Here is a 25,572-nt window from a genome sequence, read left to right as displayed (position 1 = left end):
CCTTGGGAATTTAAAACGCCACGCCGGCGCAGAGAATGAGGTTGGCGTAGGGGGTCACCTCGCCGCTGCGCACGATGGCCTTGCTCTGGTGGGAGCGAGCTTTGAACGCTTCGTGCAGGCAGTACTCGATGGTGATGGGCTTGCCCTGGGCGGCGGCGTGCGCCGCCAGCTGATCCACCAGCGCCTGATGGGCGGCGGGGCTGATCTGCTTGATCTCGCTTGCCATGATCACCTTCTCCACCACCAGGTCGGTGAGCAGGGCGGTCAGCACGGTTTCAAGGCTCGGCGTCCCCGCCATCAGCGCCAGATCGATACGCTCCGGGCCGGCCGGGATAGGCAGGCCCGCATCGCAGACGGTGATCTCGTCGGTGTGACCCATCCGTGCCACCAGGGCACTCAGGGGAGCATTGAGCAGTACGCCTCGTTTCATACAGCACCTCGGCAGGCTATGCCCGCGTATCTGATGTTAGCTAGGCAACCGGTTACGCAACCGGTTGCGTCATGGGGGTGAAAGATAGGCGCTCAGGCGGTTTTGATCCACCAAGAGATGGCAGAAATGTGAAAACGATCTCAATGGCGAGGGGAAAGCGGGGAAAAACAGGTGCCAGAAGAGCACTGGCACCCGCAACGAGCGGACTAGAGGGCGAGCCCATGCTGCACGCCGGGGCGTGTCAGCATGCGCCGATAGTGGTCCGCTACCTTGGGAAATTCGCTGATGGCCACTCCGTCGCCCTCGAGCCAGCTCGCCACCACGAACAGGTAAATGTCGGCCAGGCTGAAGCGCTCCCCCAGTACCCAGGGGCCGGCCAGATAGTGGCGCTCTATCTCGGCAAAGCCCTCGCGCATGTTGTGCGGCACCTTGGCCTGCATGGCGGCGATGGCCTGCGGGTCATCGGCCCAGCGGCTACCACGCCGGCCGTGGGCGTGGGCGACGTGCACGGTGGCGGCGAGAAAACCGTGCACCTCCTGCATCCTGGCCAGCAGGAAGGGGTCGTCCAGCGGCGCCAGCCCGGCATTGGGAAAACGCTGCGCCACATAGAGCAGCAAGGCCGGCGTCTCGGTGAGCACGCCGTGCTCGGTGACGAGAGCCGGCACTCGGCCCTTGGGGTTGATGGCCAGATAGGCGGGGGAGCGCTGCTCACCGGCCGCCAGATCCAGCCGTTTGACAACGTGAGGGGCTCCGGCTTCGGTGAGGGCGATACGCACGGCCATGGCGCAGGTGCCGGGCGCGAGATAGAGGGTCAAATCAGACATGAACATCTCCTTGTGAAGCGCGTGTCCCCTGTTGTCCCGGGTGGGTCGGGGCGCGCAAAAAAATCCGCACTGTCGTCTGGCATCCTACGCTCCCGGTTGCCGTCGGCCAAGGAGGGGATCCTGGCCTGGACTATGGGGGCTGATGAAATCAAAGGCTTTTTGAGCACAGCCGCGCGGGAAAAACGGCTACGCATACCGGGTCAAATCGCTATAATGTGCTCCCTGAATAGCAGTTTTTCGGATGTTGGATAGTCAATTGAGTAACAAAATGCGGATAGGTGGTTCCCTCGAACAGTCCCTGAGCCAGGGATATCGTCTCGACCTCAAAGGGGTATTGCAGGAGAGCTGGCAACAGACGCGGCGCACCGGGTTCGGCCTGCTGCTGGCCATCGTCGGGGTAACGGCCATCTGGATACTGTTGAGCAACACCCTGCTCGCCCCCTATGTCAATCAGGAAGGGGGGATGGACGTGGCCCTGGTGCTGAGCCTGCTCATCACCGTCATCATGTCGCCCATGACCTCTTCCCTCGACATGCTGGGGTTGCAGCAGTCGGTGGGGGTGCGTGCCCGGCCGAGCCAGGTGTTCGACTTCTTTCGCCACTTCCTGCGCCTTGGCAGCCTGAGCCTGCTCGGCAGCCTCATCACCAGCCTGTTCGGCCCGCTGTTCGAGCTGGTGGGCCTGCCGGTGATGCTGGCCTTCATTCCGTCGGCCCTGATCGGCATGGGGCTGGTGTTTACCGTGCCGCTGGTGCTGGAGCGCGGCCTGTCGCCGGCGCAGGCCATCCTGGTCTCCCTCAAGCTGTTTGCCCGTGGCTGGCCCAGCATAGTGCTGCTGCACGGGGTCATGATGGCGCTCTTCTTCCTGGCGTTGATCCCCATGGGGCTGGGGCTTATCTGGGTGGCGCCGCTCTATTTCAACTGCAAGGGGATCCTCTACCGGGATCTGTGCGGGGTGGCGGTCGAAGTGACCGAGGTGAGCCAGGGCCCCGATCATTTCAACGCCTGACGGGCATGCAGGGCGTCAGACAACAGCAACAGATAGCGGCGCGTGCAGATGCGTGATGCAAAAGGATGGCATATGAACAATCGATACGGGATGGCGGCCGCGCTGCTGATGGCGCCCATGTTGGCAGTGGCGCAGCCCTCCCTCGAGCTGCAGTACGGCACCTTCTACAGCCAGATGAAGACCTTCGCCAAAGGGGAGTTCGGCCACGCCAGGCTGGGTTTTTATCTGACCGATCAGCAAAATGGCCGGCGCTGCCAACTCACCTCGGCCCGGGTCTCGACTCTGGATCGGGACGTGGCGGCCGAGGTGACCATCGATAGCGAATTGCGGCTGCCCTATGACGACGATCTGAATCTCGACAAGGCAAGCGTGGTGGTGGGGCTCACCGAGCCTCATGCAGCCTGCGATCTGTCGGTGCAGGTGATGGCCGATGTGCCGCCGCCGGCAGACAGTCGGTGGGAGCTCAAGGTGAGCGAGCTGACGGGGCGCCAGCATGACATGCAGAGCCTGCTGGAGAAGCTGGCCGGCATGGTCGGCAAGTATTTCCTGCCCGAGATGACGGGGGTGAGGGTCAGTCTGGTGCAGCCAAGCGGCACCGCCTACCTCATCGATGGGGCTCGCCAGCTGCCGCTGCCCTGGCAGGAGGGACAACTGCTGCTGAGCAACGCCCAGTTGGCGGAGTTTGCCGAGGGCAAGCTGCAGCTGCAGGGAGAGATCCTGCGACTGACCCCCTGGCTGCACAAGGGCTGATGGGTCCCGGGCCGCTTGCTTGCCGGTATAAAAATAAAAAAGGAGCACCTGGCGCTCCTTTTTTCATTGGTGATGGTGAGGGCTTAGCGCACCTCAATCACGTCCAGCATGTCCATCTCATCGATGTCCAGCAGCGGTGCCTTGGGCAGTTCGGGCGGATCAAACGCCTTGTCGCCGCCGTCGATGATGCCGGAGTCGCGGTTGATGCTCTTGAAGTCAAACAGCTTGTGATCGAGCAGGTGGCTCGGGATCACGTCCTGAATGGCGGTGAACATGGTCTCGAGACGACCCGGGAAGCGGCGATCCCACTCCTGCATCATCTGCTTGATGGCCTGGCGCTGCAGGTTCTCCTGGGAGCCGCACAGGTTGCACGGGATGATGGGGAAGGCCTTGACCTCGGCATAGCGCACCAGGTCCTTCTCCTTGCAGTAGGCGAGCGGGCGGATCACCACGTTCTTGCCATCGTCGCTCACCAGCTTGGGCGGCATGGACTTGAGCTTGCCGCCGTAGAACATGTTGAGGAACAGGGTCTCGAGGATGTCGTCGCGGTGGTGACCCAGGGCAATCTTGGTGCAACCCAGCTCCTGGGCGGTGCGGTAGAGAATGCCGCGGCGCAGGCGGGAGCAGAGGGCGCAGGTGGTCTTGCCCTCCGGCACCTTCTCCTTGACGATGGCGTAGGTATCTTCTTCGACGATCTTGAAGTCGATGCCGAGGGTGCTCAGGTATTCGGGCAGCACGTGCTCGGGGAAGCCGGGCTGCTTCTGATCCAGGTTGACCGCCACCAGATCGAAGTGGATGGGGGCGCTGGCCTTCAGGCTCATCAGGATGTCGAGCATGGCGAAGCTGTCCTTGCCGCCGGACAGGCACACCATGACCTTGTCACCCTCTTCAATCATGTTGAAGTCGGCGATGGCCTGACCTACGTTGCGCCGCAGGCGCTTCTGCAGTTTGTTGAAACTGTATTTTTCTTTGGCGTTAAGCTCTTCTAGCATGACCTGAAACCCGGGACAAAAATAAGCGGCTTATTATAGCCATGTCCCGGGGGAGGGCAAGAAAGGCTTATGCTGGACGGCGGCTATCGACCGGGCAGCTGTAGTCGGCGGGCTTGAGGATCAGCATGTCGCAGGCGAGGCGATCCACCACGTGTTCGGCGGTGTTGCCGAGCAGGGCGGCGGAGAGCCCGGTGCGACCGACGCACCCCATGATCATCAGGGTGGCCTGCAGCTCGCCGGCGAGATCGGGCAGCACCTCTTCGGGCAGGCCTTCTGCCACCCGTGTCCAGAGATGGCCGATGCCGTATTTGTCGGCGTGGCTCAGCAGCAGACTCTCGTGGTGTTTGCGAATGGCGTCGTTGTAGGCGTTGGGGTCAAACTCCGGCAGCTCGATGGCCACGTTGACCGGGGTACCCGGGTAGGTGTTGACCAGATAGAGGTTGGAGCCGAGCAGCTCGGCGATGGCGATCCCCTCTTCGGTGATCCGCTCGTTGAGCAGTTTCTGATCCTGATCGTCGCTGGAGCAATTGATGGCGGCGATGATGTTGCCGCCCCGCTGCCAATGCCCCTCTTTCACCAGCAGCACGGGGCAGGGGCATTTGCGTAGCAGGTGCCAGTCGGTGGGGGTGAAGATGAAGGTTTGCAGGAAGGAGTGGTGGTGAGTCGCCTTGACCACCAGATCGTGGCGCTGCTCCAGCACTTCCTGAATGATGCATTCGAAGGGACGGTTGTGCCAGACCACCTTGATCTCGCAGTCCAGCCCACGGGCACGGTAGGGTTTGAGTATGTCGTCGAGCCATTCACGGCGCTGGGCAATCACCCCGTGGCGCATCTCTTCTCGCTCGTCCACCGACAGCATGGCGGTCATTTCATACGAGAAGTCGTAAATGGTGAGTAACAGGGTCAGCTGCCCCCCTTCATCCAGCTCGGCGACCTTGACCGCACGTTCGAGGGCGATTTGCCGCTCTTCTTCCGGGTTGATGACCACCAGGATTTTTCGGTACTTGACCATGTTCTCCTCCTCCTTGGCAAAAATACCAATGATGGCAGACCTTTAGCCATTACAGCTTAGCTCAGGAGGAGAAGGGGGGACGTGTGCCGGATCAAATTTCGGGGTAAACCGATCCGGCACCGGAGAGAGGAGGCTTAGCCGCAGGGGGGGCGGGTCGCACCGGCCATGACGCCGAGGGCGACGTGATCCAGCACGGTAATGTACTTGCCCTTGACGCTGATGAGGCCTGACTTCTGGAAACGGCCCAGCAGACGGCTGATGGTTTCGACGGTGAGGCCGAGGTAGTTGCCGATGTCGCCGCGGGTCATGGAGAGACGGAACTCCTTGGCGGAGAAACCGCGCTCGGAGAAGCGCACCGACAGGTTGTGCAGGAAGGCGGCAAGGCGCTCTTCGGCATTCTTCTTGGAGAGCAGCAGGATCATCTCCTGGTCGCCCATGATCTCGTTGCTCATCAGCCGCATGATCTGCTGGCGCAGCTTCGGCATCTTGCCGGAGAGATCGTCGAGCACGTCGAACGGGATCTCGCACACCATGGCGGTTTCCAGCGCCTGGGCGAAGGAGGGGTGCGCCTGCTTGTGGATGGCGTCAAAGCCTACCAGATCGCCAGCCAGGTGGAAGGCGGTGATCTGCTCGTCACCCTGCTCGGTGATGGTGTATGACTTGATGGTCCCGGAACGGATGGCGTAGAGCGATTTGAGCTCGTCGCCGGCCTTGAACAACTCTTCACCCTTCTGGATCGGCTTCTTGCGCTCGATAATGCTGTCCAGCTGATCGAGCTCGTTGTCGTTCAGAGTGAAGGGAATGCAGAGCTGGCTGATGCTGCAATCCTGGCAATGAATTGCACAGCCACCGCTCTGAATACGTCTGCCAGGTTTCTTTTCCGGGATCATAGGCTCATACGAATAATTGATTTATATCAAACAAGTTTACCATCAACTCATCCGTTTTGGATAGGGTTTCAAAAGGATGCAATCCCGATCCAGAGGGTATGCAGCCCGTATGCGATGAGCAGCAGGGCCCCGCCAAGGCGCAAACTGCGCAGGGTCAGCCAGTAGCGCAGCCGATCCGCCAGCCCCCCCAGCGCAAACAGGGTCGGCAGGGTGCCGAGGCCGAAAAAGAGCATGACCAGCGCGCCGCCAGCGGCCGATCCCGCCGCCGCGCTCCAGGTCAGCATGGAGTAGACCAGCCCGCAGGGGAGCCAGCCCCACACCATGCCAAACGGCAGTGCCTGCCAGGCCGAGGTGAAGGGGATGAACCTGCCCGCCAGCGGCTTGAGGCGGGGCCACAACCTGGCGCCAATGCGCTCGAGCAGCAACACCCCCTGCCACCAGCCGGCGAGATAGAGCCCGAGGGCAATCATCAGGAAGGCCGCCACCAGCCGCAGGCCGGCGATGGCGTGCTTGCCCGCGCCGAGCTCGCTGGTGGTGGCGAGCAAGCCCCCGACCAGGGCGCCGGCAATCACATAGCTCAGGATCCGGCCGAGGTTGTAGTTGAGCAGGTAACCGAGCCGGCCCCAGAAGTGCTGCTTCTCGGCAGGAATGGCCATGGAGAGGGCGGCGGAGACGCCGCCGCACATGCCGATGCAGTGGCCGGCGCCGGCCAGTCCCACCAGCAGGGCGCCCAGCAGATCAAGGGTGGCCGTCATCTTTGTGCTCGTGCTCGGTGTGTTTGGGGGCGGGTTGCTCTTCGTCGAACAGGATGTTGGAGCCCTGGCGGTCGAGATCTTCAAACTGCTCGGAGCGAATGGCCCAGAAGAAGACGGCGCCGGCGATGATGACGAAGAGGATGGCGATGGGGATGAGGACGAAGATGATGTTCATGCAGCAAACCTTGCAATAAGAGGGGTCATGGTACACCCGTTGGTGGCCGCAGACCCGTCGATTTGATGGTGAAGGGAGCAAGGCTCGCTCCCTTCACCCTGTCTGTCCCTGTGGTCACGGCTCAGCGGTTGAGCCGCATGGAGTTGGTGACCACGATGAGGGAGCTGAGCGACATGCCCGCCGCCGCCACATAGGGGGGCAGCCAGCCGCTCGCCGCCAGCGGCAGCACCAGCAGGTTGTAGCCGATGGACCAGGCGAAGTTCTCCTTGATGATCTTGCGGGTGCGCAGCGCCAGGGCGCGGGCATCCAGCAGGCGGGAGAGATCGTCGGCCAGCAAGATGGCGTCGGCGCTGTTCTTGGCCAGATCGGTGCCGCCGGCCATGGCGAAGGAGGCGTGGGCACCGGCCAGCACAGGGGCGTCGTTGATGCCATCTCCCACCATGATGCTGATGTCGCCGCGGGCTTCGTGCTCCTTGAGATAGGCCAGCTTGCCATCCGGGGTGACGCCTTTGACCAGCTCGTCGACCCCCAGTTCGCGGGCTACCTCGTCGGCCTGGGCCGAGCTGTCGCCGGTGAGAATGGTGGTCTTGAGGCCGGCCGCCTTGAAGGCCTGGATCAGCGCTTTCGCATCCGGGCGCAGGGTGTCGGTCAGCAGGAAACGGGCGAGCGCCCGATCCTCGTCGGCCAGATAGATGACCAGCCCGTCCGCTTGTGTTTCTTGGGCATCGCTGATGCCGAGCCAGCGGGCACTGCCGAGGCGATAGTGACGTCCCTCGATCACCCCCTCGATACCGTGTCCGATGACGGGGGTCACCTTGCTGGCCGCCAGCAGCACGGCGTCGTCTGCGGCGTTGCTGCGAAAGGCGCGGGCGATGGGGTGTTCGGAATAGGCCTCCAGGGCGCGGGCGATGGCAAGGCAGCGCGCCTCGTCGAGATTGCCCAGGGCCTCCGTGCTGGTCAGGCTGATGTTGCCCGTGGTCAGGGTGCCGGTCTTGTCCATCACGATGCGGTTGGCCCGGGTCAGCACGTCCAGCACGTGGCCGCGGCGCAGCAGGATGCCGGCACGGGTCAGGCGGGCGGTGGCCGAGGTGAGCGCGGTGGGAGTGGCCAGCGACAGGGCGCAGGGGCAGGTGGCGACCAGCACCGCCAGGGTGACCCAGAAGGCCTGCTCCGGCTGATGGAAGTGCCAGAAGGTCCATACGCCAGCGGCGATGAACAGCAGCACCAGAATGAAATGGCGGGAGAGCACGTCCGCCATCTGGGCGATGGCCGGTTTGTCGTCCAGCGCATGATCCTGCAGCCGCATGATCTGGGCCAGGCGCGACTCTTCGATACGATGACTGACCCGGATCTCCAATGGGGCGTCGGTGTTGATGGTGCCGGCGTAGACGGCATCTCCCGCCTGCTTGAGCAGCGGCAGCTGTTCGCCGGTCAGCATGGATTCGTTGAGACTGGCCTGCCCAAGCAGTATGATGCCGTCCGCCGGTAGGGTGGCCCCCGCCAGCACTCGCACCCGGTCGCCGACCTGCAGCGTCTTGGCCGCCACCTCGTGTTCGCCATCCTCATCGAGCCGGGTGGCCATGATGGGCACCAGCCGCGCCAGGTTGGAGCTCGACTCGGATGCCTTGCGTCTGGCCCGCAGCTCGAGGAAGCGCCCCAGCAGCAGGAAGAAGACGAACATGGTGATGGAGTCGTAATAGACCTCGCCGGTATTGAACACGGTGGCCCACATGGAGGCGACGAAGGCACCGATCAGCGCCAGCGACACCGACACGTCCATGGAGAGGTGCCCCTGCCTGAGGCTGCGCCAGGCGCCCACGTAGAAGGGCTGGGCCGAGTAGATCATGATGGGGGTGGAGAGCAGCAGACTTATCCACTTGAAGTAGACCATGAACTCCTCTTCGACACTGATGAAGAGGTCCATGTAGAGCGCCACCGCGCACATCATCACCTGCATGGAGCCGAGCCCCGCCAGTGCCAGCCGGAACATGTAGCTGCGCACCTCTTTGGCGTAGAGCGCTTCCTGCTGGTGAGTCTGGAAGGGGTAGGCGCGATAGCCAATTTTGGCAAAGCCCTTGAGTATGTCGCTCAACGAGAGCCGGTCAGGGTCCCACTTGATGCGGGCTCTGTGGGTGGTGGTGTTGACGTTGATGTAGTGCAGCCCGGCAAGGTTGCCCAGATGGCGTTCGATGAGCCAGGCACAGGCGGCGCAGGTCAGCCCTTCCACCGTCAGCTGGATCTCGCGCACCTTGTGGCTGCCGGTGGCGCTGTCGGTGACAAAGTCCTGCTGCACTTCGGCCAGATCGTAGTGGGTGAGGGCGGCGAGCTCCTCGGGCACCAGCTCGCCCTTGGTGCCGGGGGCGGTGCGGTGCTCGTAGTAGCTGGCCAGGCCGCATTCGAGAATGGTTTCCGCCACCGCCTGACAACCGGGGCAGCACATGGGTTGGACTATGCCTTTTATCTCGAGGGCATAGCGGCTGCCGGCGGGGACCGGCTCACCACAGTGAAAGCAGCCAGTCATGGCAGATTGTCGCAGACCACCGGATCTGCGGATGAAAAGCGGTGACCACCGATCAGGGCCGGCAGGTCAGGATGAAGCGGGCCAGTCATGACTCAGCGCCCTTTGGGATCGAGTTCGACGGGGGCCTTGGTGGGGAGCTGGACAGTCTCTTGCAGCCGCCATTCGTGGTTGAAGGCATCCACCCGCACGTGCCACTTGCCGGTGAGCGGCTTGTCGAGCAGCAGGCGATAGACGCCGTTGCCGTCGGCGGTCACCATGTGCTCGCTGTCCATGCCGGCGAGGGTGGGGTGAAACAGGGAGAGGTAGAGCGCCTGGCCGGCCGGGATATCCCCCGACAGCGGCTTGAGGGTCAGCTCGTTGCCGTTGACCTCCAGCGCGATGTGGATGTTGAGGGCTTCGGAGCGATCAAACTTGCTGAGATCCTGATTAATCTCTTTGCCTTGCTTGTAATAGTCTTCGGCCACCAGGTTGACGCCATCCTTGCTGGCGATGATCGCCGTGCTGATGCTGCCGATCACGGCGGCGGTCGGGAGGGCGATGATGAACCAGGGCCAGAATTGGCGATACCAGGGTTGGGACATAGTGCTACTACCGTGAAACCAGTGGTTAACGAAACAGAGGGATTTCAGTCAACACAAGATAACAAAAAGCCTCGAAGAGTCGAGGCTTTTTGCTGAGTAATCACGTGTTTATCACATGTTACTGCTTATTTTGCTGGTCGTTGTGGGACAAGCTGTAAACGTAGGAGGCGAGCAGGTGCACCTTGTCTTCACCCAGAATATCCTTCCAGGCCGGCATCACGCCGTGACGGCCGTGGGTGATGGTCTGCTCGACCACCTGACGGGAACCGCCGTAGAGCCAGGTGTTGTTGGTGAGATCCGGTGCCCCGAAGGCGATGCCGCCCTTGGCGTCCGGACCGTGACAGGCGGCGCAGATGGTGAAGCGCGCTTCACCCTTCTTGGCTTCCACCATGTCCACCTTGCGACCGGAGAGGCTCAGCACGTAGGAGGCCACTTCGCGGACCCCGTCCTTGCCGAGGATCTCGCCCCAGGCTGCCATCACGCCCTGACGACCGCCCATGATGGTGGTCTTGATCTGGTCGGGCGCGCCGCCCCATTGCCATTCGCTGTCGGTCAGGTTCGGGAAACCGCGACCGCCGCGGGCATCGGAGCCGTGGCACTGGGAGCAGTTCTGCAGGAACAGACGCTGACCCACCTTGCGGGCTTCCGGATCGGCGGCGATCTCCTCGATGGCACGATAGGTCTTGCCATCGGCCTGATAGGCCAGCTCACGGAACTTGGCGCCGTAGATCTCGTCGGCCTTGACGAGCTCGCGATCGTACTCCACCGCACGGCCTTCCGCCTTGGCGGAAGCCGCCGCAGCCTTGGATTCGGCCAGCGAGCGTACGTCCTGGTTGGAGCTCTGCCAGCCCAGCACGCCCTTGAAGTTGCCAAGGCCCGGGAAGGCAATCAGATAGACCAGACCGGTGACGATGAAGAAGAGGAACATGTAGGTCCACCACTTCGGCAGCGGGTTGTTGATCTCTTCGATACCGTCGAAAGCGTGTCCCATGGACTTGCCTTCTTCCACGCCCATCTTGTCGCGCAGGCACCATACCAGCAGCAAGAAGCAGCCGAGGATGGTCCCCAGACTGATGACGGTCACAAAAATGCTAAACAAAGTGCTCATTATTGTTTCGCTCCTGCGTTCTTGTTATCAGCACTGGGTTGCTCGTCGTCGGCAAATACCAGATTGGCAGCCTCGTCGAAGGAGGTCTTGCGGCGCTTGCTGTAGGCCCAGACGATGATGCCGATCATGATGGCCATCAACAGCAGGGTATACAGGCCGCGAAAAGTGCCGTAATCCATATCCTGACTCCTTTATTTCAGGGCATGACCCAGTGATTGCAGATAGGCTACCAGCGCATCCAGCTCGGTCTTGCCCTTCACGGCCTCACCGGCCCCCTGAATGTCGGCATCCGTGTAGGGTACGCCGAAGTGATCGCGGAACAGGGCCAGCTTCTTGCCGGTCAGCTCACCGGTCAACACGTTGGTGTCGAGCCAGGGGAAGGCGGGCATGTTGGACTCGGGCACCACGTCGCGCGGGTTGATCAGGTGGGCACGGTGCCAGTCGTCGGAATAACGACCGCCAACCCGGGCCAGATCCGGACCGGTACGTTTGGAGCCCCACAGGAAGGGGTGCTCCCAGACGCTCTCACCGGCGACCGAGTAGTGGCCGTAACGCTCGGTTTCGGCGCGGAACGGACGGATCATCTGGCTGTGGCAAACGGTGCAGCCTTCGCGGATGAAGATGTCGCGCCCTTCCATCTGCAGGGCGGTGTAGGGCTTGAGGCCCTCGACCGGCTCAGTGGTCTGCTTCTGGAAGAACAGCGGGGTGATTTCCACCAGGCCCCCCAGGCTGATGGCAAATATGATGCCGACCACCAGCATGGGAACGCTCTTTTCAAAGATCTCGTGACGGTTATTGTTGCTCATGCTTTGACCTCTTCAATCATGCTGGCTGTGCGACAGGTTCCAGGGAACCTTTGGGCGCAGTGATGGTGCGATAGGCGTTGTAGGCCATCAGCAACATGCCGGTGACAAAGAAGCAGCCACCCAGGAAGCGCACGAAGTAGAAGGGATAAGAGGCCTGCAGCGCTTCTACGAAGCTGTAGGTCAGGGTGCCGTCGTCGTTGACCGCACGCCACATCAGACCCTGCATCACACCGGAAATCCACATGGCGACGATGTAGAGCACGGTACCCACGGTCGCCAGCCAGAAGTGGACGTTGATGAGCTTGATGCTGTACATGCGGCCCTGGCCGAACAGGTTCGGGATCAGGTGATACACGGCACCGATGGATACCATGGCAACCCAGCCCAGCGCGCCGGAGTGGACGTGACCGATTGTCCAGTCGGTGTAGTGGGAGAGGGCGTTGACGGTCTTGATCGCCATCATGGGGCCTTCGAAGGTGGACATGCCGTAGAACGACAGGGACACGATCAGGAAGCGCAGGATGGGATCGTAACGCAGTTTGTGCCAGGCACCGGAAAGGGTCATGATGCCGTTGATCATGCCGCCCCAGGAGGGGACGAACAGGATCAGGGACATCACCATGCCGAGGGACTGTGCCCAGTCAGGCAGGGCGGTATAGTGCAGGTGGTGCGGACCGGCCCAGATGTAGAGGGAGATCAGCGCCCAGAAGTGAACGATGGAGAGACGGTAGGAGTAGACCGGACGACCCGCCTGTTTCGGTACGAAGTAGTACATCATGCCGAGGAAGCCGGCAGTCAGCAGGAAGCCTACCGCGTTGTGGCCATACCACCACTGCACCATGGCATCCATGGCGCCGGAGTACATGGAGTAGGACTTCATGCCCGAAAGCGGCACTTCCATGTTGTTGACGATGTGCAGCACGGCCACCGTGATGATGAAGGCACCGAAGAACCAGTTCGCCACATAGATGTGGGAGGTGGTGCGCTTGACCAGGGTGCCGAAGAAGACCACGGCATAGGCGACCCAGACGATGGTGATGGCGATATCAATCGGCCATTCCAGCTCTGCGTACTCCTTGGAGGTGGTGTATCCCAGCGGCAGCGAAATGGCGGCAGAAAGGATGATGGCCTGCCAGCCCCAGAACACGAAGGTCGCCAGCGGGCCACCAAACAGTCGGGTTTGACAGGTGCGTTGCACCACATAGAAGGAGGTCGCCATCAGGGCGCTACAGCCAAATGCGAAGATGACCGCGTTGGTGTGCAGAGGGCGAAGGCGACTGTAAGTCAGCCAGGGAGTATCAAAGTTGAGGGCAGGCCAGATCAACTGGGCTGCAATCAGTACGCCAACCGACATGCCGACAATTCCCCAGACAATCGTCATGACGGTGAACTGGCGAACAACGGTGTAGTTGTACTCAGGATGGTTAGTTGTATGGCTCATCGTTGTATTCCGCTTCCGATGCTGCTGTTGTTTGATTTTGTGTCCAGTGAGGTGGACCGACTTCATTGGCTACTGCCTTTTCTCTTGTTAACAACTGTTAATAAAAGGAAAAGCAAAAAGTAGCTAAATGAAAATTCAATGGGAATGATACTGAACTGACAGGTAAAATAACAGTATAAACAGTGATATATTTGGCTCCGTTGGGTCTCGCCTGTTCAATTATTTACCTTGCGCGAGATCACGAAAATGTCATTTTTCAGACATCTTACAAGGTTGTTTTTTCATGAAAGAGAGACTCACTTCACGCAAAATTATCCATTTGGCGATCGTGTTGACTATTTTGCTCGGTTTGGTTGCCTATCGAACCTGGTTCGATGGCGCGCAGACGGCGATGGCTAGCTCGGAAAAAGATCAGATTTGTGATCTGTCCCACAGCTCATGCCCCCTGCAGGCGGGGAATAAGCCGCTGACCGCCCGCATCGCCTCGCTGCCGGTCCAGGCCGAACGTGACTTCGTGATACAGCTTCAGGGCGGCGATCCGGCCGTCACGCCGGTGAAGGCGTGGCTGGAGGGGCGGGACATGTTCATGGGGACCATTCCGGTCACTTTTGAGGCCACAGCCCAGGGCTGGCAAGGGACGACCCTGGTGGGATCCTGCACCTCGCCGATGATGGTCTGGCTGCTCAATATCGAGTGGAGCAATGGCCAGCGCCAGCAACTGGCGCTCTCCGTCGCTCGCTGAGGGTCTCTTCCTGAGGTGCAAAAGGAGGGGGCAAGGTGAAAATTGATTTGAATTTTTCAGGCAGGGCGTTACCTTGCACTGATTGTCAGGGAGTGAAGTTCATTTAATCATGATTGAAAAACAAGCGTTTTATCGCACGCTCAACCAGCAGGCCCAGGCATTGCTGGAGGGAGAGCCGGATCTCATCGCCAACCTGGCCAACCTGTCCGCCCTGCTCAATCAGGAGCTGACCGACATCAACTGGGTCGGCTTTTACCTGTTGCAGGGGGAGACCCTGGTGCTCGGCCCGTTTCAGGGCAAGCCGGCCTGCGTACGCATTCCGGTCGGGCGCGGGGTATGCGGCACGGCGGTGGCCGAGGGCAAGACCCAGCTCATCGACGACGTGCACCAGTTTGAGGGGCATATCGCCTGCGACGGTGCCAGCAATGCCGAAATCGTGATCCCGCTGCGCCGGCGTGGCGAGATCATTGGCGTACTGGATATCGATAGTCCAATCTTTAACCGCTTTGACGAGCAGGACCGGATTGGCCTCGAAGAAACGGTGCAAATTTTGGAAAGCATGCTCTAAGTCATTGCTTGATGGTTCGCAAAAGGCCCCAAGCTCTCTATAATGGGGCCTTTGTTGTGCTCGGGCGTGCCCGCGCGTTTATATGAAAGCCAAGGTTATACATGGAAAACACTGAGAAGCTGAAGAACAGTAAAGAGATCGTTGCCTACCTGGTCGAGAAATTCCCGGCCTGCTTCATCGCTGAAGGAGAGGCCAAGCCGCTCAAGATTGGCATCTTCCAGGATTTGGCCGAGCGTCTTGCTGACGACGCCAGAGTCTCCAAGACCATGCTGCGCTCCGCTCTGCGTCAATACACCTCCAGCTGGCGTTACCTGCATGGCCTCAAGGCCGGCCAGGCCCGTGTCGATCTGGACGGTAACCCGGGCGAGCTGCTCACCGAAGAGCACATCGAGCACGCCAAGCAAGCCCTGAAGGAGAGCAAAGAGCGCGTCTTTGCCAGCCGTCGTACCAACAATAAAGAAGAGAAGGCCAAGCAGCCGCGTCGCCCAGCCCCGCGCAAGGCCGATGCCGCCGCCAAGTCCAGCAAGCCGAAAGCCGCTCCCAAGGCTGCTCCGGTTGCTGACGAGGCCCCGCTGGTCAAGGTGGATGCCGCTACCCTGAAAGTAGAGCAGGGCGTGCGCGTGGTGCTGGGCAAGTCGCCGGTACCGGCCACCATCAAGGAAGTGACCAAGGATGACGTTCAGGTTCAATTGCAGACCGGCATGATGCTGCGGGTCAAATTCGAGCACCTGGTTCTCTAAGGAGACAAATGTTGAAGCATGGCGTAATTCGTTTTTCCCTCGTTGCCTGTAGCCTGGCGCTTGCCGGGCTTGCACAGGCCATCGAGCCGGTGCTCAAGGAAAGTGATTTGCCTGTGTTGGCTCAGGAGAGCCAACATGCTACGGCTAGCAAGCGAATTGCCAATCTGTTTACCCGCTCGCATTACAAGCAGTTCAAGCTGGACGATGCCTTTTCCTCCGTGATCTTTGACAAGTATCTGGAGAATCTGGATTACAGCCGCAACCTGTTTCTGGCCTCTGACATCAGCCGTTTTGAAAAGTACCGTACCGGCTTTGACACCGACCTCGAAAGAGGGCGGCTGGCGCCGGCTTACGAGATGTTCAACCTGAGTCAGCAGCGGCGTTATGAGCGGTTCGAATACGCCCTCAAACTGCTCGATACTCCTTTCGATTTTACCCAGCCCGACAACTACGTGTTTGATCGGGAAGGGGCGGCCTGGCCGAAAGACGAGGCCGAACTCAACGAGTTGTGGCGCCAGCGGGTCAAGTTCGATGCCCTGAGCCTCAAGCTCAGCGGCAAGGAGTGGCCCGAGATCAAGGAGCTGCTCGGCAAGCGTTACAACAACGCCATCAAGCGGATGTCCCAGACCGAGAGCGAGGATGTATTCCAGCTCTTCATGAACTCCTTCGCTCGCGCCATCGAGCCGCACACCAGCTATCTGTCTCCGCGCAGCGCCGATCGTTTCAACACCGAGATGAACCTCTCGCTGGAGGGGATTGGTGCCGTGCTGCAGGCCGAAGATGACTTCACCGTCATTCGCTCCCTGGTGCCCGGCGGCCCGGCCGCCAAGTCCAACCACCTGAAACCGGACGACAAGATCGTCGGGGTAGGGCAGGACGACGGCAAGATTGTCGACGTGATCGGCTGGCGTCTCGATGACGTGGTCGAGCTCATCAAGGGGCCCAAGGGCAGCAAGGTGAAGCTGGAGATCCAGCGCGGCAAGGGCGCCAGCGCCAAGACCGAGCAGATCGAGCTGGTACGTGACAAGGTGCGTCTGGAAGACAGGGCCGCCAAGTCCAAGGTGATCACCGCCGAGGGCAAGAAGATCGGCGTGCTCGAGATCCCGAGCTTCTACGTCAACCTGCACGACGACGTGATCAAGGAGCTCTCCAGCCTCAACAAGCAGAAGATCGAGGGTCTGATCGTCGATCTGCGCGGCAACGGCGGCGGTGCGCTGACCGAGGCCTCTGCCCTGAGCGGCTTGTTCTTCGCGAGCGGCCCTGTGGTGCAGATCCGGGATCACATGGGCCGCATCACCGTCAACGGTGATGACGACGGCAACGTCTACTACGGCGGCCCCATGTCGGTGATGATCGACCGCTACAGCGCCTCGGCTTCCGAAATCTTCGCTGCCGCCATGCAGGATTACGGCCGCGCCCTGATCCTCGGCGAGAACTCGTTCGGCAAGGGCACGGTGCAGCAGCATCGCAGCCTCGCCAAGGTCTATGACTTCTACGAGCAGCCGCTGGGTCACGTGCAGTACACCATCGCCAAGTTCTACCGGATCAACGGTGGCAGCACCCAGAACAAGGGTGTCGCCCCGGACATCAGCTTCCCCACCGCGGTGGCACCGGAAGAGACGGGCGAGAGCCGCGAGTTCAACGCCTTGCCGTGGGACAAGATAGCGTCGGCCAAGTACGACAAGCTCGGCAACTTTGCCAGCTTGCTGCCCAAGCTGCAGGCGGCCCACGAGGCGCGGATCAACAAGGATCCGGAGTTTGCCTACGTGATGCAGGACATCGCCGAGTACAAGGAGGAGAAAGACAAGAAGTCGGTCTCCTTGAACGAGGCGGAGCGGCTGGCGGATCAGGCCAAGCAGGACGAGAAGGCGCTCAAGCGCGCCAACGAACGCCTGACTCGCCTGGGCAAGCCGACGGTGAAGAGCCTGGACGATCTGCCTGCCGATTTTGAGGCACCCGACGAGTATCTGGTCGAGGCTGCCAACATCACGGCGGATCTGGCCAAGCTCAGCAAACGCGGCTGAACAGGGACAGCCAATTAATCAACAAGGGCGACTTAGGTCGCCCTTTCCTTTGCCTGAATGCAAACTATTTGACCCTGCCAACCGGTTATGACAGCCTCTGACACGTCAATAACAAGCGTGGAAGCAAACAATAATGACCGATCACTCCCAGGCCATGACGGCCAAATATCGCCAGGATTACCAGGCGCCGCTCTACTGGTGCGACAGCATCGACCTCGATTTCCAGCTGCAGGAGCCGCAGACCCGGGTCACCGCCATCTCCCGCCTGCGCCGCAACGGCGACCACAAGGAGCCGCTGGTGCTGGATGGCGAAGGGCTGGTCCTGCACGCCATCAGCGTGGACGGGGTTGCCTTTACCCAGTACGAGCAGGGGGAGAGCAGCCTGACCCTGTTCAACCTGCCGGCCGAGTGCGTGCTGACCATAGTCACCGACATCAACCCGGCCGCCAACACCGCGCTGGAAGGGCTCTACAAGTCCGGCGATGCCTACTGTACCCAGTGCGAGGCGGAAGGGTTCCGACGCATCACCTATTACATGGACAGGCCCGACATCTTGGCCCGCTACAGCACCCGCATCACCGCCGACAAGGCCAAGTATCCTTTCCTGCTCTCCAACGGCAACAAGGTCGACAGCGGCGATCTGGGTGACGGTCGCCACTTCGTGCAGTGGCAGGATCCCTTCCCGAAACCGAGCTACCTGTTTGCGCTGGTGGCCGGGGACTTCGACGTGGAGCGCAGCCACTACACCACCAAGAGCGGCCGCAAGGTGGCCCTCGAGATCTTCGTCGACAAGGGCAACCTGGACAGAGCCGGTTTCGCCATGGAGAGCCTCATCAACTCCATGCGCTGGGACGAGCAGCGCTTCGGCCTCGAGTACGACCTCGACATCTACATGATCGTGGCGGTGGACTTCTTCAACATGGGCGCCATGGAGAACAAGGGGCTCAACATCTTCAACTCCAAGTTCGTGCTGGCCAACCCGGCCACCGCCACCGACAGCGACTACCACGGCATTGAGCGGGTGATCGGCCACGAATACTTCCACAACTGGACCGGCAACCGCGTCACCTGTCGTGACTGGTTCCAGCTCAGCCTGAAAGAGGGGTTGACGGTGTTCCGGGATCAGGAGTTCTCCTCCGATCTGGGTTCGCGCGGGGTCAATCGCATCAACAACGTGCGCACCGTGCGCGGCCCGCAGTTTGCCGAGGATGCCGGCCCCATGGCTCACCCGATCCGCCCGGATGTGGTGATCGAGATGAACAACTTCTACACCCTGACCGTTTACGAGAAGGGCTCGGAAGTGATCCGCATGCTGCACACCCTGCTGGGCGAGGAGGCCTTCCAGGCGGGCATGCGCCTCTATTTCGAGCGCTTTGACGGTCAGGCGGTCACCTGCGATGACTTCGTGCAGGCGATGGAAGATGCCTCCGGGGTGGATCTCGGTCGCTTCCGACGCTGGTACAGCCAGTCCGGTACCCCCGAGCTCACCGTGACCGACGAGTACGATGCCGACAGCGGCGTCTATCGCCTGCACGTGAGCCAACACACCCCGCCGACCCAGGATCAGCCGCAGAAACTGCCGCTGCATATCCCCCTCGACATCGAACTCTATGACGAGCAGGGGGCCATCATCCCGCTGCAGTACCAGGGCAAGGCCATCGGCAACGTGCTGGACGTGCTGGAAGCGGAGCAGACCTTCGTGTTCGACAAGGTATCGGTCAAGCCGGTGCCCTCCCTGCTGCGGGACTTCTCGGCGCCGGTCAAACTGCATTTTGACTACAGCGACGAGGCATTGGCTTTCCTGATGCCCCATGCCCGCAACGAGTTTGCCCGTTGGGATGCGGCGCAGATGCTGATCAACAAGGCGGTGATCGACGGTGTGGCCCGGACTCAGCGAGGGCAGGGGGTTGATGTCTCCCGGACCCTGCTGGCGGCCTTTGTCGCCATCCTTGACGACGAAGGGCTCGACCCCGCCCTCAAGGCGGAGATCCTGGCGCTGCCGGGCGAGGCGACCCTGGCCGAGCTGTTCGAGGTGGCCGACATCGATGCCATCCATCAGGTGCGCAACGAGATCCAGACCTCGCTGGCCCAGGCCTTCGGGGCCCGTCTGGTGGCCTGCTACGAGAGTTTGCGCCTGCCGGCTTATCAGGTGGTGCACGCCGACATGGCCAAGCGGGCGCTCAAGGGGGTCGTGCTGGGCTATCTGGCGGCCCTCGACGCCGGCAGCGCCGATCTGCTGGTACGCCAGCAATATGCCGCCGCCGACAACATGACCGACACCCTGGCGGCGCTGCAGGTGGCCAACAGTCATCTGCTGCCGTGCCGCGCCGAGCTCTTGGCCGACTTCGAGGGCAAGTGGGCCAAGGACGGACTGGTGCTGGACAACTGGCTGCGGCTGGTGGGTGCCAAGCCGGCGGAAGACGTGCTGGAAGAGGTGAAGCAGGCGATGGCGCACCCCACCTTCAGCATTCGCAACCCGAACCGGCTGCGGGCGCTGGTGGGCAGCTTTGCCATGAACAACCAGGTGCAGTTCCATGCGCGCGATGGTCGCGGTTACCGCTTCCTGACCGATCTGCTGATCGAGCTCAACGAGGTCAATCCGCAGGTGGCATCCCGCCTCATCACTCCGCTCATCCAGTTCAAGCGGCTCGATGAGGGGCGCAAGGCGCTGATCCGCACCGAGCTGACCCGTCTGGCCAACCTCGAGGGGCTGGCGCGGGATTTGTTCGAGAAGGTGAGCAAGGCGCTGCAGCAGTAAGCACGAGCGGGCGGGGGAGTCATCTCCCGCCCTTTACCGTGAGTCTTCAACCACGACCAGAGGAGTCATCGTGAAGCAGTTTACCTTTCGCCTCTCATTGAGCCATGACGAGGTCATGCTGATGTACCAGGGCCATGCCAAACGGCTGGTGGTGCGCAGCGAGCAGGGGCTGACCCTGGAACTGGGCATTGAGAAAATCCGGCCCTTCGTCGCCATCAGCGGGGTACATGGCTACTTTCGCCTCAAAACCCAGGACGATTATCGCTTTATCAGCCTCGAACGCATAAATTAACAAAACTTGAACATATTTCCGCGTAATTCACTGCTTTCAGTCACTATCTATCCGGTAAATCCGTAACCATCCAGTGGGATTTTCTGTTTTTTGCCAGAACGGCAAAATTTTTCACAGCTTAAGGCGTGATCTGTCCCTTGTTTTTAACAACTCATTATCACCTTTGCTCGCCTTCCTTGATCCAAGACATTACACTTCGCAGCAACTCTGTACCGGTGGGCATCCAGGGTGGATGTCTCTGTGTCGGTGGTTAATGTCGTCCGATAAGGAATATAGAAATGGCATTGAAAGACGCCCCTACCTCAGTTCTGCTCGAAAACGTTCTCAGCCTGATCCATCAGAAGTTGCCCAAGAAGAGTGCCTCCCTGGTCGAGTGCTTCGTCGCCAAGTTCTACGGCAACATGGCGAGCACCGATCTGCACGATCGCAATGACAGCGATCTCTATGGCGCCGCGCTCAGCCTGTGGAATGCGCTCAACCAGCGCACCAGCACAGAGCCCTATATCCGGGTCTACAATCCCGAGCTGACCCGCCACGGCTGGCAGTCTCCCCATACCATCGTCGAAATCATCCTGCAGGACTCTCCCTTCCTGGTGGATTCCATCCGCATGGCGCTCAAGCGCCGGGGCATCACGGCGCACATGATGCTGCACCAGCCGCTGCACCTCATTCGCGGCAGTGAAGGCAAGATCAGCGCCATTCTGGATCTGGACAACACGGCCGAACAGACCTCCGTCGAGACCGCCTTCCTCATCGAAATCGATCACCTCACCAGCGAGGAGCAGATGGAAGGGCTGACCGCCGAGCTCAACTCAGTGGCCGGTGAAGTGGCCCTGGCGGTCGGTGACTGGCAGCCCATGCTGGCACGCCTGAACGAGATCATCGACGAGCTGCCCAAACGCAAACACCCGGTCAGCAAGGCCGAGGTGGACTCCTGCGTCGCCTTCCTCAAATGGGTGGCCGCTCACAACTTCACCCTGATGGGCTATCGCCGCTACGACGTCAAGGCGGTGGAGGGGGATCACGAGATCCTGCCGCAACCGGATTCGAGCCTGGGTCTGATGAAGAACTCCATCAAGGATGAGGGGCAGCGCCTGGGCATCATGCCTGCCAGTGCCCGTCACGCCGCCCTGAGCTCCTCCCTACTGATCCTCACCAAGTCCAACAGCAAATCACGGGTGCATCGCCCGGCCTATGTGGACTACATCGGCATCAAGCGCTTCGACGAGCACGGCAAGGTGATCGGCGAAGATCGCTTCATCGGTCTGTATGCCTCCTCCATCTACAACACCAGCGCGACCCAGATCCCGCTCATCAGCCACCGCCTCGAGCGCATCATGGCCGCCTCCGGTCACGAGAAGGGTTCCCATGCCTACAAGGCGCTGCTGAACGTACTGGAAACCTACCCGCGCGATGAGCTGATCCAGGCTCGCGAAGAGGAGCTGCTGGCCACCGGTCTCGGGGTGCTGGAGATGCAGGAGCGCGACATGCTGCGCCTGTTCGTGCGCCGCGACGTCTACGGCCGCTTCTTCTCCTGCATGGTCTATGTCACCAAGGAGCGCTACAACACGGCGCTGCGGGTCAAGACCCAGCAGATCCTGCAGAAGTATTTCGGCAGCAGCGAAGAGGTGGAGTTCAACGTCTACTTCACCGAGGGCGTGCTGGCACGGACCCACTACATAGTGCGGGTCAACAACAACAACGTGGATGTGGATGTGAACGAAGTACAGAACAACCTGATTGAAGCGGCCCGCAGCTGGGATGACCGTCTGGACTCCGTGCTGCTCTCTCACTACGGTGAAGCCCGTGGCAACGAACTGCGCCGTCGTTTCAGCACCGCCTTCCCCCGTGCCTACAAGGAAGACGTGCTGCCGGGTTCCGCCGTGGCCGACATCATGGAGCTGGACAACCTGAACGAGGCCAATCCGCTCGGCATGCTGTTCTACCGCGCCCAGGAGGAGGAGAACGATCGCCGGGTCCGCCTCAAGCTGTTCCACCGCACCGAACCCATCCACCTCTCCGACGTCTTGCCCATGCTGGAAAACATGGGGCTGCGGGTCATCGGTGAGACCCCGTATCAGGTGCGCACCCCGGCGGGCGACATCTTCTGGATCCTCGACTTCTCCATGCTGCTGCATGGGGAGCAGCCGTTCGATCTGGAGCAGAGCCAACAGCGCTTCCAGCAGGCCTTCGCGGCCATCTGGAACAAGCAACTGGAAGATGACGGCTTCAACCGGCTGGTGCTGGGCGCCGGCCTCACCGGTCGTCAGGTATCCGTGCTGCGCGCCTATGCCAAATACATGCGTCAGACCGGCGTCTCCTTCAGCCAGTCCTATATCGAAGAGACCCTGACCCGCTACCCGGATATCGCCCAACTGCTGTTTACCCTGTTCGAACAGCGCCTGGATCCGGCCGGCAAGCAGGACGCCAAGGTACAGGCCAAGCTGCACGAGCAGCTCGCCGCCAAGCTCGATCAGGTTGCCAACCTGGACGACGATCGCATCATCCGCCGCTATGTGGAGATGATCGACGCTACCCTGCGCACCAACTACTACCAGCTGGACAAGGCGGGCAACATCAAGCCCTACGTCTCCTTCAAGCTGGCCCCCTCCAGCATCACCGACATGCCGTTGCCGCTGCCGAAGTTCGAGATCTTCGTCTACTCGCCGCGGGTGGAAGGGGTGCACCTGCGCTGGGGCAAGGTGGCCCGTGGCGGTCTGCGCTGGTCCGATCGCAAGGAGGACTTCCGTACCGAAGTGCTGGGTCTGGTAAAAGCCCAGCAGGTGAAGAACACCGTCATCGTGCCGGTGGGAGCCAAGGGCGGCTTCTACTGCAAACAGATGCCGGCGGGGGCGCCCCGTGCCGTCATCCAGGAGGAGGGCAAGGCCTGCTATCGCCTGTTCATCCGCGGCCTGCTGGACGTGACCGACAACATCATCGGTGGCGAGGTGATCCCGCCCAAATCCGTGGTGCGTCACGACGAGGATGATTACTACCTGGTAGTGGCCGCCGACAAGGGCACCGCCACCTTCTCCGACATCGCCAACGAGATAAGCCTGGAGTACGGCCACTGGCTGGGGGATGCGTTCGCCTCCGGCGGCTCGGTCGGCTATGACCACAAGAAGATGGGCATCACCGCCCGCGGTGCCTGGGAGTCGGTCAAGCGGCATTTTCGCGAAATCGGCGTCAACTGCCAGATCACCGACTTCACCTGCGTCGGGATCGGCGACATGGCGGGGGACGTGTTCGGCAACGGCATGCTGCTCTCCGAACACACCCAGCTGGTGGGCGCCTTCAACCACATGCACATCTTCGTCGATCCGACCCCCAATGCGGCCAAGAGCTTCGTCGAGCGCAAGCGCCTGTTCGAGCTGCCTGGTTCGAGCTGGGATGACTACAACCGCGAACTTATCTCGGCAGGGGGCGGCATCTTCCTGCGCTCGGCCAAGTCCATCAAGCTGAGCCCCGAGATCCAGACTCTGCTCGGCACCGACAAGGCCAGCATGGCCCCGAACGAGCTGATCAAGGCCCTGCTCTGCCTGAATGTGGACTTGCTCTGGAATGGCGGCATCGGCACCTATGTGAAGAGCGCCCGCGAGAGCGACGCCGAAGTCGGTGATCGCAGTAACGACGTGCTGCGGGTCAATGGTCGCTCCTTACGTGCCCGCATCGTGGGCGAGGGCGGCAACCTCGGCTTTACCCAGCTGGGCCGGGTGGAGTACGCCAGCCAGGGCGGACGCATCAACACCGACTTCACCGACAACGTGGGCGGGGTGGATTGCTCCGACAACGAGGTGAACATCAAGATCCTGCTGAACCAGCTGGTGGCGGCCGGTGACCTGACCCTCAAACAGCGCAACCAGATGCTCTATGAGATGACCGACGACGTGGCGCAAATCGTTATCACCAACGCCTATCGCCAGTCCCAGTCCATCTCGGTGACCAGTTTCCGCGGTGCCGAGCAGCTCAAAGAGCAGCAACGTTTCATCCAGGGGCTGGAGCGTGAAGGCAAGCTGGATCGGGCGCTGGAATTCCTGCCCTCCGACGAGGAGCTCTCCGAGCGGATGGCTGCCGGGCAGGGGCTGACCCGACCCGAGCTGGCGGTGCTGGTGGCCTACGGCAAGATGGTGCTCAAAGAGCAGCTCAATTGCCCCGAGGTAACCGACGAGCCCTTCCTCGCCAACATGCTGGTGACCAGCTTCCCGGCCCAGTTGCAGCAGCAGTTCGGCGCGGCCCTTGCCCAGCACCCGCTGCGCGGCGAGATCATCGCGACCCGGGTGGCCAACATGCTGGTCAACGACATGGGCCTCAACTTCGCCAGCCGGATGAAGGACGAGACCGGCGCCTCCCTGGCCGAGGTGGCTTGCTGCTTTGCCATGGCTCGTGAGGTATTCGGCCTCAACGCCCTGTGGCGCGACATCGAAGCCTGTGACAACCAGGTGGGGGCCGAGACCCAGCTCGAGCTGATGTTCTACAGCCGCCGCATCGTGCGCCGCGCCACCCGCTGGTTCCTGCGCGCCCGCAACCGCAGTTGGAGCATCAGCGAGAACATCGCCTTCTTCCGTCCGGCCTTCGAGACCCTGGCCGAGCACCTCTACGAGGTGATGGACGAGAGCGAAGTGGCCGAGCACCAGCAGGCGGTCGCCGCCCTGGTGGCCAAGCAGGTGCCACAAGCCATCGCCCGTCAGGTGGCCCACATGAGCAGTCTCTTCTCCAGCCTGGATCTGGCGCAGATTGCCGCGGAGCACAAGACCGACATCCTGCGCGTCGCCAACGTCTACTACCGTCTCGGTGCCAAGCTGGATCTGCACTGGTTCCTCGAACAGATCAACCATCAACCGGTGGGCAACCACTGGCAGGCGATGGCGCGGGCCTCGTTCCGCGAAGATCTGGACTGGCAACAGCGCAGCCTCACTTCCGTGGTACTGGAAGGGTGCAAAGATCAGGGAGAATGCGCTACCATACTGGCCGACTGGATTTCGGAGCATGAGCAACTCTTGTCCCGTTGGACCCACATGTTGGCCGACTTCAAGACCACCAGCACTCACGAGTTCGCCAAGTTCTCGGTGGCCTTGCGAGAGTTGAACCTGCTCCAGTTGAATTGCCGAACCTCGGCATAACCCCAAAAGCCCCGGCCAGTTGCCGGGGCTTTTTTTA

At 61.2% G+C, this 25,572-nt stretch carries 22 protein-coding genes; 9 read left to right on the top strand and 13 right to left on the bottom strand.

The genetic code is table 11. From position 1 onward, the window contains the following. Nucleotides 1-10: 10 nt before the first annotated feature. Nucleotides 11-430 (bottom strand): D-ribose pyranase, encoded by a 420-nt coding sequence (gene rbsD / locus CK627_RS15420; protein WP_065477537.1) that lies wholly within the window; start codon nucleotides 428-430, stop codon nucleotides 11-13. A 206-nt stretch (nucleotides 431-636) separates the two neighbouring features. Next, nucleotides 637-1,254: a glutathione S-transferase family protein gene (locus tag CK627_RS15415; RefSeq protein ID WP_095592796.1), complete on the bottom strand. Its 618-nt coding sequence runs from the start codon at nucleotides 1,252-1,254 to the stop codon at nucleotides 637-639. Between the two features lie 268 nt (nucleotides 1,255-1,522). Here CK627_RS15415 and CK627_RS15410 point away from each other — a divergent pair, with 268 nt between their 5' ends. Further along, nucleotides 1,523-2,260 (top strand): DUF2189 domain-containing protein, encoded by a 738-nt coding sequence (locus CK627_RS15410; protein ID WP_026141063.1) that lies wholly within the window; start codon nucleotides 1,523-1,525, stop codon nucleotides 2,258-2,260. A gap of 72 nt (nucleotides 2,261-2,332) precedes the next feature. Further along, nucleotides 2,333-3,010: a DUF2987 domain-containing protein gene (locus CK627_RS15405; protein ID WP_095592795.1), complete on the top strand. Its 678-nt coding sequence runs from the start codon at nucleotides 2,333-2,335 to the stop codon at nucleotides 3,008-3,010. 83 nt (nucleotides 3,011-3,093) lie between these two features. Here the strand turns inward: CK627_RS15405 and ttcA are convergent, their stop codons facing one another. The 11 genes from ttcA to ccoN form a co-directional block, all read right to left on the bottom strand. Then, the gene (ttcA, locus tag CK627_RS15400; protein WP_005300763.1) at nucleotides 3,094-4,002 is read right to left on the bottom strand and encodes a tRNA 2-thiocytidine(32) synthetase TtcA; all 909 of its coding nucleotides are present in this window, start codon (nucleotides 4,000-4,002) and stop codon (nucleotides 3,094-3,096) included. A gap of 67 nt (nucleotides 4,003-4,069) precedes the next feature. After that, nucleotides 4,070-5,014 carry a universal stress protein UspE gene (gene uspE, locus CK627_RS15395; protein WP_095592794.1) on the bottom strand — a complete coding sequence of 315 codons (945 nt, stop codon included), beginning with the start codon at nucleotides 5,012-5,014 and terminating at the stop codon, nucleotides 4,070-4,072. 134 nt (nucleotides 5,015-5,148) lie between these two features. Then, nucleotides 5,149-5,904, bottom strand: coding sequence for a fumarate/nitrate reduction transcriptional regulator Fnr (gene fnr / locus CK627_RS15390; RefSeq protein WP_005300768.1), 756 nt, complete (start codon nucleotides 5,902-5,904; stop codon nucleotides 5,149-5,151). Nucleotides 5,905-5,972: 68 nt separating this feature from the next. Next, entirely contained in the window at nucleotides 5,973-6,659 is a 687-nt protein-coding gene (locus CK627_RS15385; protein ID WP_095592793.1) for a sulfite exporter TauE/SafE family protein, read from the bottom strand. Beyond that, nucleotides 6,643-6,834 carry a cbb3-type cytochrome oxidase assembly protein CcoS gene (gene ccoS, locus CK627_RS15380; RefSeq protein WP_095592792.1) on the bottom strand — a complete coding sequence of 64 codons (192 nt, stop codon included), beginning with the start codon at nucleotides 6,832-6,834 and terminating at the stop codon, nucleotides 6,643-6,645. The genes CK627_RS15385 and ccoS overlap by 17 nt, the downstream gene beginning before the upstream one ends. A 121-nt stretch (nucleotides 6,835-6,955) precedes the next feature. Then, nucleotides 6,956-9,355, bottom strand: coding sequence for a heavy metal translocating P-type ATPase (locus tag CK627_RS15375; RefSeq protein ID WP_095592791.1), 2,400 nt, complete (start codon nucleotides 9,353-9,355; stop codon nucleotides 6,956-6,958). 92 nt (nucleotides 9,356-9,447) lie between these two features. Continuing rightward, nucleotides 9,448-9,936: a FixH family protein gene (locus tag CK627_RS15370; RefSeq protein ID WP_011706148.1), complete on the bottom strand. Its 489-nt coding sequence runs from the start codon at nucleotides 9,934-9,936 to the stop codon at nucleotides 9,448-9,450. 118 nt (nucleotides 9,937-10,054) lie between these two features. Continuing rightward, complete coding sequence (gene ccoP / locus CK627_RS15365) at nucleotides 10,055-11,044, bottom strand: cytochrome-c oxidase, cbb3-type subunit III (RefSeq protein WP_005300777.1); 990 nt, start codon at nucleotides 11,042-11,044, stop codon at nucleotides 10,055-10,057. Then, entirely contained in the window at nucleotides 11,044-11,223 is a 180-nt protein-coding gene (locus CK627_RS15360; protein WP_005300779.1) for a CcoQ/FixQ family Cbb3-type cytochrome c oxidase assembly chaperone, read from the bottom strand. The genes ccoP and CK627_RS15360 overlap by 1 nt, the downstream gene beginning before the upstream one ends. Before the next feature lie 12 nt (nucleotides 11,224-11,235). Next, nucleotides 11,236-11,850 (bottom strand): cytochrome-c oxidase, cbb3-type subunit II, encoded by a 615-nt coding sequence (gene ccoO, locus CK627_RS15355; RefSeq protein ID WP_005300783.1) that lies wholly within the window; start codon nucleotides 11,848-11,850, stop codon nucleotides 11,236-11,238. Between the two features lie 16 nt (nucleotides 11,851-11,866). After that, nucleotides 11,867-13,291: a cytochrome-c oxidase, cbb3-type subunit I gene (ccoN, locus tag CK627_RS15350; protein WP_005300785.1), complete on the bottom strand. Its 1,425-nt coding sequence runs from the start codon at nucleotides 13,289-13,291 to the stop codon at nucleotides 11,867-11,869. Nucleotides 13,292-13,574: 283 nt separating this feature from the next. On the opposite strand from ccoN, the gene CK627_RS15345 reads away from it, so the two are divergent. From CK627_RS15345 to CK627_RS15315, 7 genes are all read left to right on the top strand, one after another. Beyond that, nucleotides 13,575-14,033 carry a hypothetical protein gene (locus CK627_RS15345; protein WP_010634019.1) on the top strand — a complete coding sequence of 153 codons (459 nt, stop codon included), beginning with the start codon at nucleotides 13,575-13,577 and terminating at the stop codon, nucleotides 14,031-14,033. Between the two features lie 109 nt (nucleotides 14,034-14,142). After that, nucleotides 14,143-14,601, top strand: coding sequence for a GAF domain-containing protein (locus tag CK627_RS15340; RefSeq protein WP_005300791.1), 459 nt, complete (start codon nucleotides 14,143-14,145; stop codon nucleotides 14,599-14,601). 101 nt (nucleotides 14,602-14,702) lie between these two features. After that, on the top strand, nucleotides 14,703-15,341 hold the full coding sequence (proQ, locus tag CK627_RS15335) for an RNA chaperone ProQ (RefSeq protein WP_005300795.1): 639 nt from the start codon (nucleotides 14,703-14,705) through the stop codon (nucleotides 15,339-15,341). Between the two features lie 8 nt (nucleotides 15,342-15,349). Further along, nucleotides 15,350-17,365 carry a carboxy terminal-processing peptidase gene (gene prc / locus CK627_RS15330; RefSeq protein WP_017780109.1) on the top strand — a complete coding sequence of 672 codons (2,016 nt, stop codon included), beginning with the start codon at nucleotides 15,350-15,352 and terminating at the stop codon, nucleotides 17,363-17,365. 133 nt (nucleotides 17,366-17,498) lie between these two features. Continuing rightward, the gene (gene pepN / locus CK627_RS15325) at nucleotides 17,499-20,123 is read left to right on the top strand and encodes an aminopeptidase N (RefSeq protein ID WP_095592790.1); all 2,625 of its coding nucleotides are present in this window, start codon (nucleotides 17,499-17,501) and stop codon (nucleotides 20,121-20,123) included. Nucleotides 20,124-20,193: 70 nt separating this feature from the next. Further along, nucleotides 20,194-20,415 (top strand): DUF2835 domain-containing protein, encoded by a 222-nt coding sequence (locus CK627_RS15320; protein WP_005300804.1) that lies wholly within the window; start codon nucleotides 20,194-20,196, stop codon nucleotides 20,413-20,415. Nucleotides 20,416-20,693: 278 nt separating this feature from the next. After that, the gene (locus CK627_RS15315) at nucleotides 20,694-25,535 is read left to right on the top strand and encodes an NAD-glutamate dehydrogenase (protein ID WP_095592789.1); all 4,842 of its coding nucleotides are present in this window, start codon (nucleotides 20,694-20,696) and stop codon (nucleotides 25,533-25,535) included. The last annotated feature ends 37 nt before the right edge of the window (nucleotides 25,536-25,572 follow it).

It is taken from the genome of Aeromonas dhakensis, from assembly GCF_002285935.1.
Classification (GTDB): Bacteria; Pseudomonadota; Gammaproteobacteria; order Enterobacterales; family Aeromonadaceae; genus Aeromonas; species Aeromonas dhakensis.
This window is presented reverse-complemented; position numbering and strand designations above follow the sequence as displayed.

Bases quoted from the DNA above. Each gene is read 5' to 3' on its own strand.
- rbsD (WP_065477537.1), bottom strand. From the start codon at position 430: ATGAAACGAGGCGTACTGCTCAATGCTCCCCTGAGTGCCCTGGTGGCA.
- CK627_RS15415 (WP_095592796.1), bottom strand. From the start codon at position 1,254: ATGTCTGATTTGACCCTCTATCTCGCGCCCGGCACCTGCGCCATGGCC.
- CK627_RS15410 (WP_026141063.1), top strand. From the start codon at position 1,523: ATGCGGATAGGTGGTTCCCTCGAACAGTCCCTGAGCCAGGGATATCGT.
- CK627_RS15405 (WP_095592795.1), top strand. From the start codon at position 2,333: ATGAACAATCGATACGGGATGGCGGCCGCGCTGCTGATGGCGCCCATG.
- ttcA (WP_005300763.1), bottom strand. From the start codon at position 4,002: ATGCTAGAAGAGCTTAACGCCAAAGAAAAATACAGTTTCAACAAACTG.
- uspE (WP_095592794.1), bottom strand. From the start codon at position 5,014: ATGGTCAAGTACCGAAAAATCCTGGTGGTCATCAACCCGGAAGAAGAG.
- fnr (WP_005300768.1), bottom strand. From the start codon at position 5,904: ATGATCCCGGAAAAGAAACCTGGCAGACGTATTCAGAGCGGTGGCTGT.
- CK627_RS15385 (WP_095592793.1), bottom strand. From the start codon at position 6,659: ATGACGGCCACCCTTGATCTGCTGGGCGCCCTGCTGGTGGGACTGGCC.
- ccoS (WP_095592792.1), bottom strand. From the start codon at position 6,834: ATGAACATCATCTTCGTCCTCATCCCCATCGCCATCCTCTTCGTCATC.
- CK627_RS15375 (WP_095592791.1), bottom strand. From the start codon at position 9,355: ATGACTGGCTGCTTTCACTGTGGTGAGCCGGTCCCCGCCGGCAGCCGC.
- CK627_RS15370 (WP_011706148.1), bottom strand. From the start codon at position 9,936: ATGTCCCAACCCTGGTATCGCCAATTCTGGCCCTGGTTCATCATCGCC.
- ccoP (WP_005300777.1), bottom strand. From the start codon at position 11,044: ATGAGCACTTTGTTTAGCATTTTTGTGACCGTCATCAGTCTGGGGACC.
- CK627_RS15360 (WP_005300779.1), bottom strand. From the start codon at position 11,223: ATGGATTACGGCACTTTTCGCGGCCTGTATACCCTGCTGTTGATGGCC.
- ccoO (WP_005300783.1), bottom strand. From the start codon at position 11,850: ATGAGCAACAATAACCGTCACGAGATCTTTGAAAAGAGCGTTCCCATG.
- ccoN (WP_005300785.1), bottom strand. From the start codon at position 13,291: ATGAGCCATACAACTAACCATCCTGAGTACAACTACACCGTTGTTCGC.
- CK627_RS15345 (WP_010634019.1), top strand. From the start codon at position 13,575: ATGAAAGAGAGACTCACTTCACGCAAAATTATCCATTTGGCGATCGTG.
- CK627_RS15340 (WP_005300791.1), top strand. From the start codon at position 14,143: ATGATTGAAAAACAAGCGTTTTATCGCACGCTCAACCAGCAGGCCCAG.
- proQ (WP_005300795.1), top strand. From the start codon at position 14,703: ATGGAAAACACTGAGAAGCTGAAGAACAGTAAAGAGATCGTTGCCTAC.
- prc (WP_017780109.1), top strand. From the start codon at position 15,350: ATGTTGAAGCATGGCGTAATTCGTTTTTCCCTCGTTGCCTGTAGCCTG.
- pepN (WP_095592790.1), top strand. From the start codon at position 17,499: ATGACCGATCACTCCCAGGCCATGACGGCCAAATATCGCCAGGATTAC.
- CK627_RS15315 (WP_095592789.1), top strand. From the start codon at position 20,694: ATGGCATTGAAAGACGCCCCTACCTCAGTTCTGCTCGAAAACGTTCTC.